Raw genomic sequence first — 16,307 nt, 5'->3', positions numbered from 1 at the left:
GATACAAGCGTCAGTCAGTTTGTATCTATGAAGCTAAAGCATTTTGTGATGGATTAGCCGATTAGATGAATAGGTCTAACCGGTGACATAAGCTAGCCTGTGCTAGTCAAGATGCATAAAACCAGTTGGGCCTGTCCTAACTGGTTTTTTTCATACCGTGGTCTATTTTTAATTTTCTTTTGACCCTATCGTCTCGGAAAAAGCATAAAAGAAAATTGGAAATAGATAGAATAAAAAATAGAGGTATACAAGATGAAGAAATTCTTGGTCAGTATGATGGCTGTTATCACAGCTGTCCTCTTGGCAGCATGTTCCAATGCTTCTAATAAAGATTTGGTTCACGTCGGTGTGCTCCAATATGTGGAACATCCTTCCTTGTCAGCGACACGTAAAGGGTTCATTGAAGAACTCAAAGAGGAAGGTTATGTTGACGGTAAGAACATCAAAATTGATTATCAGAATGCACAAGGGGATCAGTCTAACTTGCAGACGATTTCTCAGTCGCTTATTGAAGATAATGATGTCATGTTGGCTATCGCAACCCCAGCAGCTCAGTCTTTGAGTAGTTTGACAAAGGACAAGCCAATTCTCTTTACAGCTGTCACAGATCCTGTCTCAGCTAAATTGGTTAAGTCTATGGACAATGTTGGAGGAAATGTGACAGGGACAAGTGACATGTCACCTATCAACAAACAGGTTGAGTTGTTGAAAAAGGTCCTTCCAAATACTAAAAAAGTTGGGATTATGTACACGACCAGCGAGCGTAACTCAGAAGTTCAGGTTGAAGAAGCCAAGAAATACTTCAAGGAAGCTGGTATTGAAACGGTTATTAAGGGAATTTCATCAACCAACGATATCCAAGATACAGCCAAGAGCTTGATGAGTCAGACCCAAGTCATCTTCATCCCAACTGACAATACTATTGTTAGTGCTATTAATACCTTGGTAGATCTTTCTAAAGAGACTAAGGTTCCAGTTGTTGGTAGTGACGCTGGTAGTGTAGAAAAAGGTGTCCTATTCACTTATGGAACTAACTATGAAGCGCTTGGTCGTCAAACAGGTAAGTTGGCAGGTCGTGTTCTGCGAGGTGAGAAGGTCAAGGATGTCGATGCAGAGTATCCTAAAACACTAAATGTTGTGGTTAACCATGACATGGCTAAAGAACTTGGTATTGATGTTTCTAGCATTAGTGACGAGGAATCTAAGGCATCAACACAAGATGACAAACCAATTGCTAAAAAAGATAAAGGTGTCATTAAGCTTAAGGTTAATAAGTCATCTAAAAATGGTTTTTCAAATGTCGTTCTGACAGCCATTTCTCAGGGGCTTCTCTGGGCGATTATGGCTATTGGGGTCTTCATTACCTTCCGTATTTTGGACCTTGCTGATTTGACAGCTGAGGGGGCCTTCCCACTTGGTGCTGCAACGACAACTATCATGATTATCCGTGGTATCAACCCAATCTTTGCAACTCTAGGTGGTTTTGTAGCTGGTATGTTTGCAGGAGCTGTTTCTGGCTTTATGCATACCAAAATGAAAATACCGGCTCTCTTAACGGGGATCATCACTTTAACCGGTCTCTATTCGGTTAACCTTTTGGTTCTTGGTAGTGCCAATGTCTCTCTTTCAGGACATAATACGCTGGTAACTATGGTGATGGGGCTTGGTTTGTCTAAGCTGAATGGTGTAATCCTATTAGGACTTATCTTTGTGAGTCTTGTGGTACTCATGCTAGTTGTCCTCCTTAATACGCAGGTTGGTCTGGCCCTTCGTGCGACAGGTGATAACCTTGCCATGGGTGAAGCCAATGGTATCAAGGTTGACCGCATGAAGATACTTGGCTACATGATTTCTAATGGTTTGATTGCCCTATCAGGTGCCCTCCTAGCTCAAAACAATGGCTATGCGGATATGAATATGGGTACTGGTACAATCGTAAATGGCTTGGCTGCAATCATCTTAGCCGAAGTTATCGTCAAGTATCTACCACTTGGCAAACGCCTCTGGTCAATTGTCGTAGGTGCTGTTCTCTACCGTTTGGTCTTGGTTATTATCCTTGCCATGAACGTTGATGCTCAAATGTTGAAATTGGCTTCAGCCATCTTGCTTGCTATCATCCTTTATGTGCCAGAAGTACGACAAAAATTGAAAATTAGACCTAACAAATCCTTGACTCTAGGAGGTGACAAGTAATGGCTTTACTTAGTTTACAACAGATTCATAAAACCTTTGAAAAAGGCACGGTCAATGAAAATCACGTCCTTCGTGGTTTGGATCTCGACATTGAGCAGGGAGATTTTATCTCTGTCATCGGGGGAAATGGTGCTGGTAAATCAACCTTGATGAATTCAATTGCAGGTGTTCTTAGCATTGATGAGGGGGATATCTTGTTAGAGGGGCAATCTATTAAGAAAGCATCTGTAGATGAGCGCTCTAAAGACATTAGCCGTGTTTTCCAAGATCCTCGAATGGGGACAGCGACAAACCTTTCTATCGAAGAAAATATGGCGATTGCTTATCGTCGTGGTAAGAAACGTAGCTTTTTTAAAAAGTCTATCACTGAAAGCGAACGTCAAGTCTTCAAGGAAGCCTTGGTAGATCTTGGTCTTGGTCTTGAGAATCGTATGAAGACCGATGCTAATTTCTTGTCAGGTGGACAACGTCAGGCCTTGACACTTGCTATGGCAACCTTGGTTCGTCCAAAAATCTTGCTTTTGGATGAACATACAGCAGCATTAGATCCTAAGACAAGTGACATGGTCATGAATTTGACACGTAAGATTGTTGAAGAACAAGAATTGACAACTCTTATGATTACCCATAATATGGAACATGCTATCGAATATGGGAACCGTCTGGTCATGCTCTATCATGGTAAAATCGTCGTCGATGTGCGAGGTGAGGAAAAGAAAAATCTCACTGTTGCAGAACTTATGGATCTCTTCCACAAAAATAGTGGACAAGTCCTCAATGACGATGCCTTGGTACTCGGTTAATAAGCAAAAAGAAACTATCCAAAGTTCAGATTTTGGGTAGTTTTTTCTTGACTATTTTTGACCAAGTGCTAAAATAAATATATAGATTAGCACTCTTGGTTAATGAGTGCTAAAAATAACGTTTCACACGTTACTAATAACAAATAACATTTGGAGGTAATTGGTATGGCATTGAAACCATTGGGCGATCGTATCGTTGTCCGTTTTGAAGAAACAGAAGAAAAAACAGCTAGTGGCTTTGTATTGGCAGGAGCTAGTCATGAAGCTACAAAGACTGCTGAGGTTTTGGCAGTAGGTGAAGGAATCCGTACTCTTACTGGTGAATTGATTGCACCTAGTGTTGCAGCAGGCGATAAAGTCCTTGTTGAAAATGGTGCAGGTGTCAATGTTAAAGACGGAGATGATTCCGTTTCAATTATCCGTGAAGCAGATATTTTAGCGGTCCTAGCTTAGGTCAATGCTAATTAGATATAAACTAAGATAAAGAAGGAGTAACTATGGCAAAAGATATTAAATTTTCATCAGATGCACGCGCAGCAATGGTTCGTGGTGTTGATACTTTAGCTGATACAGTTAAGGTAACGCTTGGCCCTAAAGGTCGTAACGTGGTTTTGGAAAAAGCTTTTGGCTCACCTCTTATCACTAATGATGGTGTGACAATTGCTAAAGAAATCGAACTCGAAGATCACTTTGAAAATATGGGTGCCAAGCTCGTCAGCGAAGTGGCTTCAAAAACGAATGATATTGCCGGTGACGGAACAACTACAGCGACTGTTTTGACGCAAGCTATTGTTCGTGAGGGACTAAAAAATGTAACAGCTGGTGCCAATCCAATCGGTATCCGTCGTGGGATTGAAGCAGCTGTAGCTACAGCCGTGGAAGAGCTTAAAGCCATTGCTCAACCAGTTGCTAATAAAGAAGCCATTGCCCAAGTCGCAGCGGTTTCATCACGCTCTGAAAAAGTTGGTGAATACATTTCAGAAGCTATGGAACGTGTTGGTAATGACGGTGTTATCACTATTGAAGAGTCTCGTGGTATGGAGACAGAACTCGAAGTGGTTGAAGGTATGCAGTTTGACCGTGGTTATCTTTCTCAGTACATGGTTACTGATAATGAAAAAATGGTCGCTGACCTTGAAAATCCATTTATCCTTGTGACTGACAAGAAAATTTCAAATATTCAAGATGTCCTCCCACTCTTGGAAGAAGTGCTTAAGACAAGTCGTCCACTTTTGATTATTGCTGATGACGTGGATGGTGAAGCGCTTCCAACACTTGTTCTTAACAAGATTCGTGGAACTTTCAATGTCGTTGCTGTTAAGGCGCCTGGCTTTGGTGACCGTCGTAAAGCGATGCTGGAAGACATTGCTGTATTGACTGGAGCAACTGTTATTACTGAGGATCTTGGTCTTGAACTTAAGGATGCAACTATGGCAGCACTTGGTCAGGCTTCGAAAGTAACTGTGGATAAGGATAGCACAGTTATCGTTGAAGGAGCAGGAAGCGTAGAAGCCATTGCTAACCGTGTTAACCTCATTAAATCTCAATTGGAAACAACAACATCTGAGTTTGATCGTGAAAAACTTCAAGAACGTTTGGCTAAATTGTCGGGCGGGGTTGCAGTCGTTAAGGTTGGTGCAGCCACTGAAACAGCCCTTAAAGAAATGAAACTTCGTATCGAAGATGCCCTTAACGCTACTCGTGCCGCTGTTGAAGAAGGTATCGTAGCAGGTGGAGGTACAGCTCTTGTTAACGTCATTGCTAAGGTTGCTGAACTTGATCTTGAAGGTGACGACGCTACAGGACGTAACATTGTTCTTCGTGCTTTGGAAGAGCCAGTTCGCCAAATTGCCTATAATGCTGGTTATGAAGGTTCCGTTATCATCGATAAATTGAAGAATAGCCCAGTTGGTACAGGATTTAACGCTGCCAATGGTGAATGGGTAGATATGGTTGAAGCAGGAATCATTGACCCAGTTAAGGTAACGCGTTCTGCCCTTCAAAATGCCGCTTCAGTAGCAAGTCTTATCTTGACAACCGAAGCAGTCGTTGCCAACAAACCTGAACCAGAGGCTCCAGCAGCGCCAGCTATGGATCCAGGAATGATGGGTTACTAAGAGTTTAAAAAGCAAAAGAAAAAACCTAGGAAAAGTAGAGAAACTTTTTCTGGGTTTTCTTTTTTTCAATTATTTGTTGTTAATTACTGAAAAGGGTTAAATGTACCAGAACTTCCTTGTTGACCTGCCATTTGCATCATCATTTGTTGCTGTCTAATGCGCTCTGCTTCCTTATTCGTATTGATAGAAATAACAAGAAAGATAACCCAACCGATGAATGTCCATCCTAGAAGAAAGGATAGGATAAAGATTGGCCATTTTTTATCGGTTTTATTTAGAAGAGCTGGTAATATTTGAAGTACTACCAAGGGTAAAGAAATGATGATGGAGAGAAAAGCCGTGAGCAAGCCGCCACTAAGCTCATCACTGGCAATTCCAAAGAGTATCATTGCAAGAGCCCAGAGGATAACTGGGATAGAAGCGATGGCTATCATGATGAGGTTTGTTTGAGACTTACTTTCGTGTTGCGTCCAAGTCTCGTTAAAGTTATGATTTGGATGTTGGAAGGTAGCATTAGTCTGACTTGACGCGGGGCTAGTATTTGGTAAATCCTGTAGTTCCTCTAAGTTGGTATCAGCTAGTGGTTCTTCAGCAACATCATAATTGTCAACATCATTTTCGGCAGTTTCTACAGTCTCTTTTTGTGGGACAGGTTTTGTTATTTCGACAGTTGGTTTGGGAGTTTCTCGGACAAACTCGCCTTTCTGAGCTGCTTCAGCCATTTCTTGAATACTTGGATTACGACCATTAACTGCTTGGAAAAAATCAATCCAATCTTGTTGTTTCATGTGTATAACCTCCAGATAACTTGATTATAAAAATGTTGATAATTACAATTATAGCAATAGTGTAAGGGGACGGCAATGGGAATCGAATAAGAGTGTTTGCTTTATTTCCTTATAATCTTCTTATCACTGAAGATGGGAAAGAGAAAGAAATAGGTTAGGATATAGACCACTAGAGGATATATCAGTGGATTATAGTCCCAGGCTCCTTGCCAATCTAGGTGTAAGAGCCTAACGCTAGCGCGTGTTAGACCGGCACTCCAACCTTTAAGTCCAAATGGTCTTAGGATTAAACTGAGTGGTGTTGGAAGATGCAAAAAATAGACTCCATAAATTGCTACAAAAACTAAAAGATATAATCTAAAAAAACGCTGGTGGTAGGCCCACAAGCGTGTGAAATAGTTTTTCATTAGCCAATAACTGCAAAGAGTTTTTGAGCGTTTGATTGGCGAGTAGCATCCATGATAAGGAACCAGTCGACGATAGTCCAGATACCACAGCCACCGCATGTCAATAGTTTACCAACACCTAAGCCAACGTGTCCTAAGATAAAACGGTCAATTCCAAGAGAACCACCGAAAAGTGAGATAATAAGCATCATTGTAGGATCTTGGAAGCTGATTGAGTAAAGCATTGAAAGCTGTTGTTCAGGAAGTGCCTCAAGACGTTGGCGGATGTACTGAACTTGTTCTGTTGGGAAATACTTGGCATTGATAGCTAACCATTGATCTGCTGGATTCATAATTAAATACTCCTCTAATTTATATGATATGTAAAGCTTAACATAATGTCCAGGGAGATTCAAGGTGGTCAAGGCTTTTGAGGTCAATAAAAGCAACTTATTTGCAAGCTTCCACTGTGTCATAACTAGAGGATCATTAGGATAATCCTTTCGCACTATGCTTGAGAATGAGCCTACTTCTATTATTTGTGATTTCTCAACCCTTGTTCAAAACTGTCTGAATTCGCCTTAACAGTGATTTTTTCGAGTGTTAAGGGATGGGTGAAACTAAGAGTGTGGGCGTGGAGCATGAGTCGAGATGCGGTTCGGTGGCTATAAAGAGGATCCCCCAGAATGGCATGCCCATGATGGGCTAGATGAACACGAATTTGGTGGGTCCGGCCGGTTTTTAGTTGGCAGTTGACCAGACTAGCTCCTTTGAAGACTTTGAGGCGCGTGATAGTTGTATAGGCAACCTGACCTTTTCTAGGATCAACCACCCGTTTTCTACGGTCATGGCGGTCGCGTCCGATCTTGTCTTTGTACACAGTCTCCTTGGTCTGAAATTTACCTTCAGCCAAAGCCCAGTATTGACGCTGAATCTTCTTATCTTCCAAGAGTCTATTGAGAATTGGCAGGATAAACGGATTTTTTGCGAAGAGTACAGCCCCACTAGTTTCCATGTCTAGTCGATGAACGACGTAACAGGTTTGCCCACAATAGGCCGAAACATGGTTAAGTAGAGCAATTTCTGTGGGTTCATTACCATGTGTTTTCATTCCTTCAGGTTTATTGACCACGATGAGATGCTGATCCTCATAGAGAGGCTCAACCAGACTGGCATTTCCCATAGGGATAATTTTTTCAGGGTAGTCCTCTGTATCAAAGGTCAGGCTAATCTTATCACCTTTTTCAACAGGACTCTGCCAATTAATAGTCTCTCCATTGATGAGGATGTGCTTTTTCGTACGTAGGAAATGACGAATCTTACGAGGAATGAGGAGCTTAGTTTCTAGTAAGTCTTTGACAGTTGTTGCAGGATGGGGATTGATAATTTCTACGTGTAAAGTCATGGTTTCATTATATCATGAACGTTTAAAAGAGGACAGAATCTGTAAAAACTTGGTATAATAAGGTTATGACATTTTTTGATAATCTAAAAAACAAACTTTTTAAAGAAGAAACTAGCGGAAAGGGTAAGGAATCCCAGTCTGCTAGTAAATCGAAGGATTTACAAGATAAGATAAAGGGATTGTTCGCTAAGAAACCTGATGAGGTTGAACAAGCCGTTGAAGACTTGGATATGTCTCAGGAAAGTCAAGAGACGTCACGTTATCAACGTTCTAAGCAAAAGAAACCTATTGATACCACCAAACCCTTAGGTAAGGTTCAGGCGTTCTTGAGCAAGTTTACGCTTTCGCCAAGAAATCCTATTCGCCGTTTCTGGCGTCGCTATCATATTGGGAAAATTCTCTTTATCATGCTAGCTGTGCTGGTTTTGACAGTAGGTTCCTACCTTTTCTATATTGCCAAGACGACCAATGTTTCAGATCTTCAAGATGCCTTGAAAGCAACTACGGTTATCTATGACAAAGAAGGCAATCAAGCTGGTTCTTTGTCAGGGCAAAAAGGGACTTATGTGGAGCTGGATGCCATTAGTGATAGCCTAGAGAACGCTGTCATAGCAACTGAGGACCGTACCTTCTATAAAAATAGCGGGGTTAACGTCAAGCGATTCCTCCTGGCTATTGTGTCCATGGGGCGCTTTGGTGGTGGTTCAACCATTACCCAACAGTTGGCTAAAAATGCCTTCTTGACTCAAGAACAGACTGTTACTCGTAAGGCCAAGGAATTCTTCCTCTCTTTGGAATTAACCAAGAAATACAGCAAGCAAGAAATCCTTACTATGTACCTCAATAATGCCTATTTCGGAAATGGGGTTTGGGGTGTTGAAGACGCCAGTCAAAAATACTTCGGGACAAGTGCTGCCAATCTAACTGTTGATGAAGCAGCGACCCTCGCGGGTATGCTTAAGGGACCTGAAATTTATAACCCAATCGATAATATCCAAAATGCGACTAACCGTCGAAACACTGTCCTCGCCAACATGGTTGATGACAAGAAGTTGAGTCAGGCAGATGCCGACAGTGCGGCTGGAGTTGATATGGCTAGTCGTCTGGATGATACCTATCAAGGGACTGGCGATGACTACAAGTATCCGTCTTACTTTGATGCCGTCATTGAAGAAGCTACGAAAACTTATGGTTTGAGTGAGGATGAAATCGTAAAAAATGGCTACAAAATCTACACAGAGATGGATGCCAACTCACAAGCTAATATGCAACAGACCTATGAAAATACCTATCTCTTCCCAACGTCAGAAAGTGATGGTAGTACAGCTCAGTCAGCTAGTGTGGCACTTGATCCAACAACTGGAGCGGTCCGTGGTCTAGTAGGTCGTGTAGGTGGTACTAGTGATACAACCTTCCGTAACTTTAACTATGCGACTCAAGGAAAGCGTAGTCCTGGATCGACCATCAAACCTTTAGTGGTCTATGCTCCGGCCTTGGCTTCAGGATGGAGCATCAATAAGGACCTTCCTAATAAACCAATCGACTATAACGGCTATACTCCAACCAACTACGGTGGTGTTGAGACAGAGGATGTGCCTATGTATCAAGCTTTGGCTAACTCCTACAATATCCCAGCAGTTTACCTCTTTAATCAAATCGGTATTCAAAAGGGGATTAGTTACGGTCAAAAATTTGGTCTTAACTTTGACAATGTTCCGGAAGAACTTGGAATTTCACTTGGTGGTGGTGTGACAGCCAGTCCTCTTCAAATGGCTCAGGCTTATGCGACCTTTGCTAATGGTGGTGAGATGAATACAGCTTATTTCATCACTAAAATTGAAAATGCCAGTGGAGACATTATTGCTACCCATAGTAAGAAGTCTAAACGTGTTGTCAGCCAGTCAGTAGCTAACCAGATGACCAGCATGATGCTTGGTACCTTCTCAAATGGTTCCGCTGTGAATGCCAACTACACGGGTTACACAATGGCAGGTAAGACAGGTACTGTTCAGGCTGAATTCAACAAGGATTTGACTAGTGACCAGTGGGTGATTGGTTATACTCCTGATGTGGTCATGACGACCTGGATTGGTTTTGATAAGACTGACGAAAGTCACTACCTAACAGGAGCAAGCTCGGGAACAGCTTCGACGATCTTCAGCTATATCGCTGCGGATGTTTTACCAAATACACCAGGTACTGAGTTTACTGTTGAAAATGCCTATGCAGCTGATGGTCAAACCCTAGACTATACGGCAGATCCAAATGACTCACGTAATAGTAGTAACAAGTCATGGACAGATAAGGCATCAGATGTTGTGAATGACGTTAAAGATCAGGCAAGTAGCCTATGGGATAAGATTACAGACTCCTTCTCAGGTCTGTTTAGATAGCTTGTCAATTGCACCTAAAAGTGGTAAGATAAAAAGAACGGAGGCGTTATGGCACAGAAAAAAGCAAGCCTAGCGTGTGCTGAATGCGGGAGCCGAAACTACTCAATTAATGTGAGTAGCACTCCCAAACCAACACGACTAGAAGTTAACAAATTTTGTAAACATTGTAAAAAATACACCTTGCATAAGGAAACAAGATAGGAGACACCGTGAGACAAACTGGAAGTATTTTCAAAGTCTTGAAAGACACGACTTGGCCAGACCGTAAACAACGCTGGCATGATTTTATTTCAGTTCTTGAGTATACTGCGTTCTTCACTGTCATCATCTATGCGTTTGATGAATTGTTGAGTCGCGCTATGTCAGCACTGATTAACTTTTTCTAAAGAAAACACAAAAAGAGTGGGAATACCTGCTCTTTTTTGTTATAATAAATGCAGATAAAAGCGAGAACAAGGGCCATCAGGCTTTTTTATTACGCTTTGAATTAAACCATAGGCATTCATTTACATTTAACACTCGCATCTAGAAGATAGCTAGCCAAAGGTGTTTAAATGTCATTTAGAAAAAAGAAAGGAATCCTAAAATGCTAGATTCATTCGACAAGGGCTGGTTCGTCCTTCAAACGTATTCAGGATACGAAAACAAAGTTAAAGAAAACCTTTTGCAACGTGCCCAAACTTATAACATGCTTGAAAATATCTTGCGTGTTGAAATCCCAACTCAAACTGTCAATGTTGAGAAAAACGGTAAAGTTAAAGAAGTGGAAGAAAACCGCTTCCCTGGTTACGTTCTTGTTGAGATGGTAATGACAGACGAAGCATGGTTCGTTGTCCGTAATACTCCGAACGTTACTGGTTTCGTTGGTTCTCACGGTAACCGTTCTAAACCAACACCACTTTTGGAAGAAGAAATCCGTCAAATCTTGATTTCAATGGGTCAAACTGTTGATGTCTTTGATACTAATATCAAGGTTGGTGATGTGGTTCAAATCATTGATGGTGCCTTTATGGGTCAAGAAGGCCGTGTTGTAGAAATTGAAAACAACAAGGTTAAAATCATGATTAACATGTTTGGTTCAGAAACAGCTGCTGAACTTGAACTTTACCAAATCGCTGAACTCTAAGATAGACAAATAGAGGTCGAGATAAGAGACTTCAACATCGGAAGACTATCTCATTAAACTTGAGGGGAGAGACTAGAAGCTAGATTTTTGAAATTTAGTTCTGTGTCACTCCCTTTTTTCTAACGGATGATGAATTATAAACGATTTTACGATAGGATTAGTACTCCTTTACGTCCTTACGCTAAGGTTTTAGAAGGCTTGAACAAAATTATAACTAGGACTTTTTACCTGCTTTTTCCTATATTTCTTATTTGGGTTTGGCTAAGGGGTGGCTGGTTTATTCTCTCTACGACAGTGCTTATTATGGGGGGAGGCTTTTTCCTTCTTTCTCTTGGTCGTAGTCTCTATAATCGACCGCGTCCATACCAGACTTGGGCTATCCAACCCCTTATTAAGAAGGACAGTCTAGGCAAGTCCTTTCCCAGCCGGCATGTTTTCTCAGCGACTGTTATTGCTATGTTGGCGCTGACGCTTAACCCCTGGCTAGGTGGGGCTATGCTTTTTCTGGCGGGTGCTCTAGCTCTTTTGCGCGTGCTAGGTGGTGTTCACTATCCTAGTGATGTTTTAGCAGGCTATGTCATTGGAATCCTTGTGGGTCTTCTTCTTTACCTATAGAAAATCTAGTCCTTCTTTGAAAGAGGAGGGCTTTTTTCGTTGAAAAAAGAAAGGTACCTCTGGAGCACCTTTCCTTTTGTTCTAAAATTCGAGTTGGCAATTAAAGGCTGTTCCCACCATTAGATATTGGCTTAGTTTAGGACATGTTCTGTAATAGCTTGAGCCACACCATGTTCATCATTTGAAGTCGTTACTAAGTTTGCTGTTTCCTTGACCCCTTCAGGTGCATTGCCCATAGCAATTCCCAGGCCAGCTAGAGCCAACATAGGACTGTCGTTGAAGTTATCTCCGATTGTCATGACTTGTTCAAGAGGAAGGTTGTAATATTTGGCAACCTCGATGAGAGCGTGTTCTTTAGAAACATGTTTGGCTGTGACTTCAAGATAGTTATCTTTGGATAAGTAGAAGGCTGTCTGTGTAAAATCCATGCTTAGGAGTTTTTGATGGAGGTCCTGAATAACTTCAGGCTCATCAATCAACAAAAGCTTGTGGATAGGAGGCTCTGAATCTGAGACCGTGTCTTGCAGCTCCTTAATCATAGGAGATTCACCCGTGATGCTTCCTTCCAACTGAGACCATTTGTCTAGTTTGTTGGTAATCCAGTCCTTGCCAGAGTAGATATTCACAGAGACACTTGGGTAATCTGTGGATAAGTAGCCAAGAAGTTCTTGAATTTCAGCTTTATCCACAGGGTGTTGGATGATAGTACGGTCACCCTCAAGTACTAAGGCACCGTTGTAGCAGGCGATGGGATTGTCATGAAGTCCCAGTTTATGAGCGATTGGTTGCATTCCTAGTGGAGAACGGGCAGAAGCTAAAACAAAGGGAATATTTGCCTTTTCAAGCTCTGGCATTACCTCAATCAGTTGTTCATCCACCTGGTGGTTACTAGTGAGAATAGTGCCATCAATGTCACTGATAATCAAACGAATCTTACTCATAGTCGCTATCCTTTCCATCATATAAAATCGTTACTCTGTCTTTAAGGGCTTCGATCAAATCAGGATCAGGTTTTTTATCTGTAATCCAGTAGTCAAAGTCTTTAATCTTACCCAAGATATATTTGGAATGTTTTTCATACTTGTCTGATTCAGCAATAAGAATCTTGGTTCGGGCAGCCTGCATGGCCAGTTGCTTAACAGCAACATCCTCCTCGTCCTCATAACTGACCACTCCTTGATTGAGACTAGCCGCTCCAAAGAAGGCTAAGTCAAATTGTAGATGTTGCAAGAGCTGGGCTTCGTGAAGCGAATAGTAGAAGCGGTTTTTACTGTAAAATCTTCCTCCCAAGAGATGGAAGTCAACGCCTTCTTTGCCACTTAGGACCAAGGCGTTGTCCAAAGAGTGGGAGTAGATAGTGACCTTCTTAGTCAATTTTTGTGAGACTTCAAGCATCAAGGTAGAGACATCGAAAAAGAGTAGAGATTGGTCTTTGACCAAGCTAAGCGCTAGGTCTGCCATTTTTTTCTTGTCTTCAGTGAGTCCTTTCTGACGTTCTTGGAAGCCTAGAACAGTGGTATTTTTAACTGGCAGAATGCCACCATGGGTACGTTGAGCCAGATTTCTCTGGCTGAGACAGTCGAAATCTCTTCTGACAGTGTCTTTGGAAACTTCTAATTCATCAACCATTTCTTTGACAGATAGGTTTCCCCTCTCTTCCAAGAGTGTTAATATTTTCTCTAATCGTTGTTCCTGATACATGAGTCACCTTCTTTCTGATACTAGTATAGCATCTTTTTGCTTTTTCACAATACAAAAGCGCAAAAAAACTTAAAAAGAATAAAAAAAGTGCAAAATAGATTAAGGTGAATTTGCCTCTTAAAGTTCCCTTATCATCTTTAAAAATCCTTCAAAAATGCTATAATAGAAGCATTACGAATATTGGAGAGAAACCATGAGTTTTTACAATCATAAAGAAATCGAGCCTAAGTGGCAAAAATACTGGGCTGACAATCACACTTTTAAGACAGGAACAGATGCCTCAAAACCTAAGTTTTATGCGCTTGACATGTTCCCTTACCCATCTGGAGCGGGTCTTCACGTAGGACACCCAGAAGGCTACACAGCGACTGATATCCTCAGCCGTTTCAAACGTGCTCAAGGTTACAATGTCCTTCACCCAATGGGATGGGATGCCTTTGGCTTGCCTGCAGAGCAATACGCTATGGATACAGGAAATGACCCAGCGGAATTCACAGCAGAAAACATTGCCAACTTCAAACGCCAAATCAATGCGCTTGGCTTCTCTTACGACTGGGACCGTGAAGTCAATACTACAGATCCGAACTACTACAAGTGGACGCAATGGATCTTCACTAAGCTTTACGAAAAAGGTTTGGCTTATGAAGCTGAAGTGCCAGTAAACTGGGTTGAAGAATTGGGAACAGCTATCGCCAACGAAGAAGTTCTTCCAGATGGAACATCTGAGCGTGGTGGCTACCCAGTTGTTCGTAAACCAATGCGTCAATGGATGCTCAAAATCACTGCCTATGCTGAGCGCTTGCTCAATGACTTGGATGACCTTGACTGGCCAGAGTCTATCAAGGACATGCAACGCAACTGGATTGGTAAATCAACTGGTGCTAATGTCACTTTCAAAGTGAAGGGGACTGACAAGGAATTCACAGTCTTTACGACACGTCCAGATACTCTTTTTGGTGCGACCTTCACTGTTTTGGCGCCTGAACATGACTTGGTAGATGCCATCACAACACCTGAACAAGCAGAAGCTGTAGCTGACTACAAACACCAAGCCAGTCTTAAATCAGACTTGGCTCGTACAGACCTTGCCAAGGAAAAAACAGGGGTTTGGACTGGTGCTTATGCCGTCAACCCTGTCAATGGGAAAGAAATCCCAATCTGGATTGCGGACTATGTTCTTGCCAGCTACGGAACAGGTGCTGTTATGGCCGTACCTGCCCACGATGAGCGTGACTGGGAATTTGCAAAACAGTTTGACCTTCCAATCGTAGAAGTCTTGGAAGGTGGAAACGTTGAAGAGGCTGCTTACACAGAAGATGGCCTTCACGTCAACTCTGACTTCTTGAACGGTCTCAACAAAGAGGAAGCGATTGCTAAAATCGTGGCTTGGTTGGAAGAAAAAGGCTTTGGTCAAGAAAAAATCACTTACCGTCTTCGTGACTGGCTCTTTAGCCGTCAACGTTACTGGGGTGAACCAATCCCAATTATTCATTGGGAAGATGGTACTTCAACAGCTGTTCCAGAAAGTGAACTCCCACTTGTCTTGCCAGTAACCAAGGACATTCGCCCTTCAGGTACTGGTGAAAGCCCATTGGCTAACTTGACAGACTGGCTTGAAGTGACTCGTGAGGATGGTGTCAAAGGTCGTCGTGAGACTAATACTATGCCACAATGGGCAGGTTCAAGCTGGTACTACCTCCGCTATATCGATCCACACAACACAGAGAAATTGGCTGACGAGGATCTCCTCAAACAATGGTTGCCAGTAGATATCTATGTGGGTGGTGCAGAACACGCCGTGCTCCACTTGCTTTACGCTCGTTTCTGGCATAAATTCCTCTATGACCTTGGTGTTGTACCGACTAAAGAGCCATTCCAAAAACTCTTCAACCAAGGAATGATCTTGGGAACTAGCTACCGTGACCACCGTGGTGCTCTCGTGGCGACTGATAAAGTTGAAAAACGTGACGGTTCCTTCTTCCATGTGGAAACAGGAGAAGAATTGGAGCAAGCACCAGCCAAGATGTCTAAATCCCTCAAGAACGTTGTCAACCCAGACGATGTGGTGGAACAATACGGTGCTGATACCCTTCGTGTCTATGAAATGTTCATGGGACCACTTGATGCCTCAATCGCTTGGTCTGAAGAAGGATTGGAAGGAAGCCGTAAATTCCTAGACCGTGTTTACCGTTTGATTACAAGTAAAGAGATTGTTGCGGAAAACAATGGCGCTCTAGACAAGGTTTATAACGAAACTGTTAAATCTGTCACTGAGCAAATCGAGTCTATGAAATTCAACACAGCTATTGCCCAACTCATGGTCTTTGTTAATGCTGCTAACAAGGAAGATAAACTCTATGTGGATTACGCCAAAGGATTTATCCAATTGATCGCTCCATTTGCGCCTCACTTGGCAGAAGAACTCTGGCAAACAGTGGCAGCAACAGGTGAGTCAATCTCTTATGTAGCTTGGCCAACATGGGACGAAAGCAAATTGGTTGAAGACGAAATCGAAATCGTCGTCCAAATCAAAGGAAAAGTCCGTGCTAAACTCATGGTTGCGAAAGACCTTTCACGCGAAGAATTGCAAGAAGTGGCTATGGCTGACGAAAAAGTCAAAGCAGAGATTGATGGCAAGGAAATCGTGAAAGTGATTAGTGTCCCTAATAAACTCGTTAATATTGTTGTGAAATAAAAATGAATCCTCTAGAGCTAAGCTCTGGAGGATTTTTTAGGTTCAGCTTGACAAGAAATAGTAGTTTTGTTAATGTTATTAACAA

General features: G+C 42.1%; 16 protein-coding genes. 10 read left to right on the top strand and 6 right to left on the bottom strand.

Going from position 1 to position 16,307, the window contains the following annotated elements:
• Positions 1-252: 252 nt before the first annotated feature.
• From HMPREF2637_RS00670 to groL, 4 genes are all read left to right on the top strand, one after another.
• Positions 253-2,193 (top strand): ABC transporter substrate binding protein, encoded by a 1,941-nt coding sequence (locus tag HMPREF2637_RS00670; RefSeq protein ID WP_064525474.1) that lies wholly within the window; start codon positions 253-255, stop codon positions 2,191-2,193.
• Positions 2,193-2,996, top strand: coding sequence for an ABC transporter ATP-binding protein (locus HMPREF2637_RS00665; protein ID WP_002883592.1), 804 nt, complete (start codon positions 2,193-2,195; stop codon positions 2,994-2,996). Before HMPREF2637_RS00670 ends, HMPREF2637_RS00665 begins: the two co-directional genes overlap by 1 nt.
• 165 nt (positions 2,997-3,161) lie before the next feature.
• A complete protein-coding gene (gene groES, locus HMPREF2637_RS00660) occupies positions 3,162-3,449 on the top strand; it encodes a co-chaperone GroES (RefSeq protein ID WP_002883604.1) in 288 nt (95 codons plus the stop codon).
• A 44-nt stretch (positions 3,450-3,493) separates the two neighbouring features.
• Complete coding sequence (groL, locus tag HMPREF2637_RS00655; protein WP_070838903.1) at positions 3,494-5,113, top strand: chaperonin GroEL; 1,620 nt, start codon at positions 3,494-3,496, stop codon at positions 5,111-5,113.
• An 83-nt stretch (positions 5,114-5,196) separates the two neighbouring features.
• Here the strand turns inward: groL and HMPREF2637_RS00650 are convergent, their stop codons facing one another.
• The 4 genes from HMPREF2637_RS00650 to HMPREF2637_RS00640 all read right to left on the bottom strand — a co-directional run bounded on the left by HMPREF2637_RS00650 (position 5,197) and on the right by HMPREF2637_RS00640 (position 7,692).
• The gene (locus HMPREF2637_RS00650; protein WP_037598933.1) at positions 5,197-5,901 is read right to left on the bottom strand and encodes a superinfection immunity protein; all 705 of its coding nucleotides are present in this window, start codon (positions 5,899-5,901) and stop codon (positions 5,197-5,199) included.
• 101 nt (positions 5,902-6,002) lie between these two features.
• Positions 6,003-6,308 (bottom strand): DUF2752 domain-containing protein, encoded by a 306-nt coding sequence (locus HMPREF2637_RS10710; RefSeq protein WP_073686514.1) that lies wholly within the window; start codon positions 6,306-6,308, stop codon positions 6,003-6,005.
• Positions 6,308-6,640: a TM2 domain-containing protein gene (locus HMPREF2637_RS00645; protein WP_021143504.1), complete on the bottom strand. Its 333-nt coding sequence runs from the start codon at positions 6,638-6,640 to the stop codon at positions 6,308-6,310. Before HMPREF2637_RS00645 ends, HMPREF2637_RS10710 begins: the two co-directional genes overlap by 1 nt.
• Before the next feature lie 182 nt (positions 6,641-6,822).
• On the bottom strand, positions 6,823-7,692 hold the full coding sequence (locus HMPREF2637_RS00640) for an RluA family pseudouridine synthase (protein WP_064525480.1): 870 nt from the start codon (positions 7,690-7,692) through the stop codon (positions 6,823-6,825).
• Positions 7,693-7,757: 65 nt separating this feature from the next.
• Between HMPREF2637_RS00640 and pbp2a the strand changes: the two genes are divergently transcribed.
• From pbp2a to HMPREF2637_RS11715, 5 genes are all read left to right on the top strand, one after another.
• Positions 7,758-10,085: a penicillin-binding protein PBP2A gene (pbp2a, locus tag HMPREF2637_RS00635; protein ID WP_064525482.1), complete on the top strand. Its 2,328-nt coding sequence runs from the start codon at positions 7,758-7,760 to the stop codon at positions 10,083-10,085.
• A gap of 48 nt (positions 10,086-10,133) precedes the next feature.
• A complete protein-coding gene (gene rpmG / locus HMPREF2637_RS10705; protein ID WP_002886472.1) occupies positions 10,134-10,286 on the top strand; it encodes a 50S ribosomal protein L33 in 153 nt (50 codons plus the stop codon).
• 8 nt (positions 10,287-10,294) lie between these two features.
• The gene (gene secE, locus HMPREF2637_RS00630; protein ID WP_002883656.1) at positions 10,295-10,471 is read left to right on the top strand and encodes a preprotein translocase subunit SecE; all 177 of its coding nucleotides are present in this window, start codon (positions 10,295-10,297) and stop codon (positions 10,469-10,471) included.
• A 200-nt stretch (positions 10,472-10,671) separates the two neighbouring features.
• On the top strand, positions 10,672-11,211 hold the full coding sequence (gene nusG, locus HMPREF2637_RS00625; RefSeq protein WP_002883644.1) for a transcription termination/antitermination protein NusG: 540 nt from the start codon (positions 10,672-10,674) through the stop codon (positions 11,209-11,211).
• Between the two features lie 126 nt (positions 11,212-11,337).
• Positions 11,338-11,826 carry a phosphatase PAP2 family protein gene (locus tag HMPREF2637_RS11715; protein WP_064525485.1) on the top strand — a complete coding sequence of 163 codons (489 nt, stop codon included), beginning with the start codon at positions 11,338-11,340 and terminating at the stop codon, positions 11,824-11,826.
• A 131-nt stretch (positions 11,827-11,957) separates the two neighbouring features.
• Here the strand turns inward: HMPREF2637_RS11715 and HMPREF2637_RS00615 are convergent, their stop codons facing one another.
• Both HMPREF2637_RS00615 and HMPREF2637_RS00610 read right to left on the bottom strand, forming a co-directional pair.
• Entirely contained in the window at positions 11,958-12,767 is an 810-nt protein-coding gene (locus tag HMPREF2637_RS00615) for a Cof-type HAD-IIB family hydrolase (RefSeq protein ID WP_064525488.1), read from the bottom strand.
• Positions 12,760-13,527: a DeoR/GlpR family DNA-binding transcription regulator gene (locus tag HMPREF2637_RS00610; protein ID WP_064525492.1), complete on the bottom strand. Its 768-nt coding sequence runs from the start codon at positions 13,525-13,527 to the stop codon at positions 12,760-12,762. The genes HMPREF2637_RS00615 and HMPREF2637_RS00610 overlap by 8 nt, the downstream gene beginning before the upstream one ends.
• Positions 13,528-13,720: 193 nt before the next feature.
• Here HMPREF2637_RS00610 and leuS point away from each other — a divergent pair, with 193 nt between their 5' ends.
• Positions 13,721-16,222: a leucine--tRNA ligase gene (gene leuS, locus HMPREF2637_RS00605; protein WP_064525495.1), complete on the top strand. Its 2,502-nt coding sequence runs from the start codon at positions 13,721-13,723 to the stop codon at positions 16,220-16,222.
• The last annotated feature ends 85 nt before the right edge of the window (positions 16,223-16,307 follow it).

This window comes from Streptococcus sp. HMSC065H07 (genome assembly GCF_001837325.1).
Lineage (GTDB): Bacteria > Bacillota > Bacilli > Lactobacillales > Streptococcaceae > Streptococcus > Streptococcus salivarius_H.
Note: the sequence above shows the minus strand (reverse complement) of the source record. Positions and strands in the feature narration are given on the sequence as shown.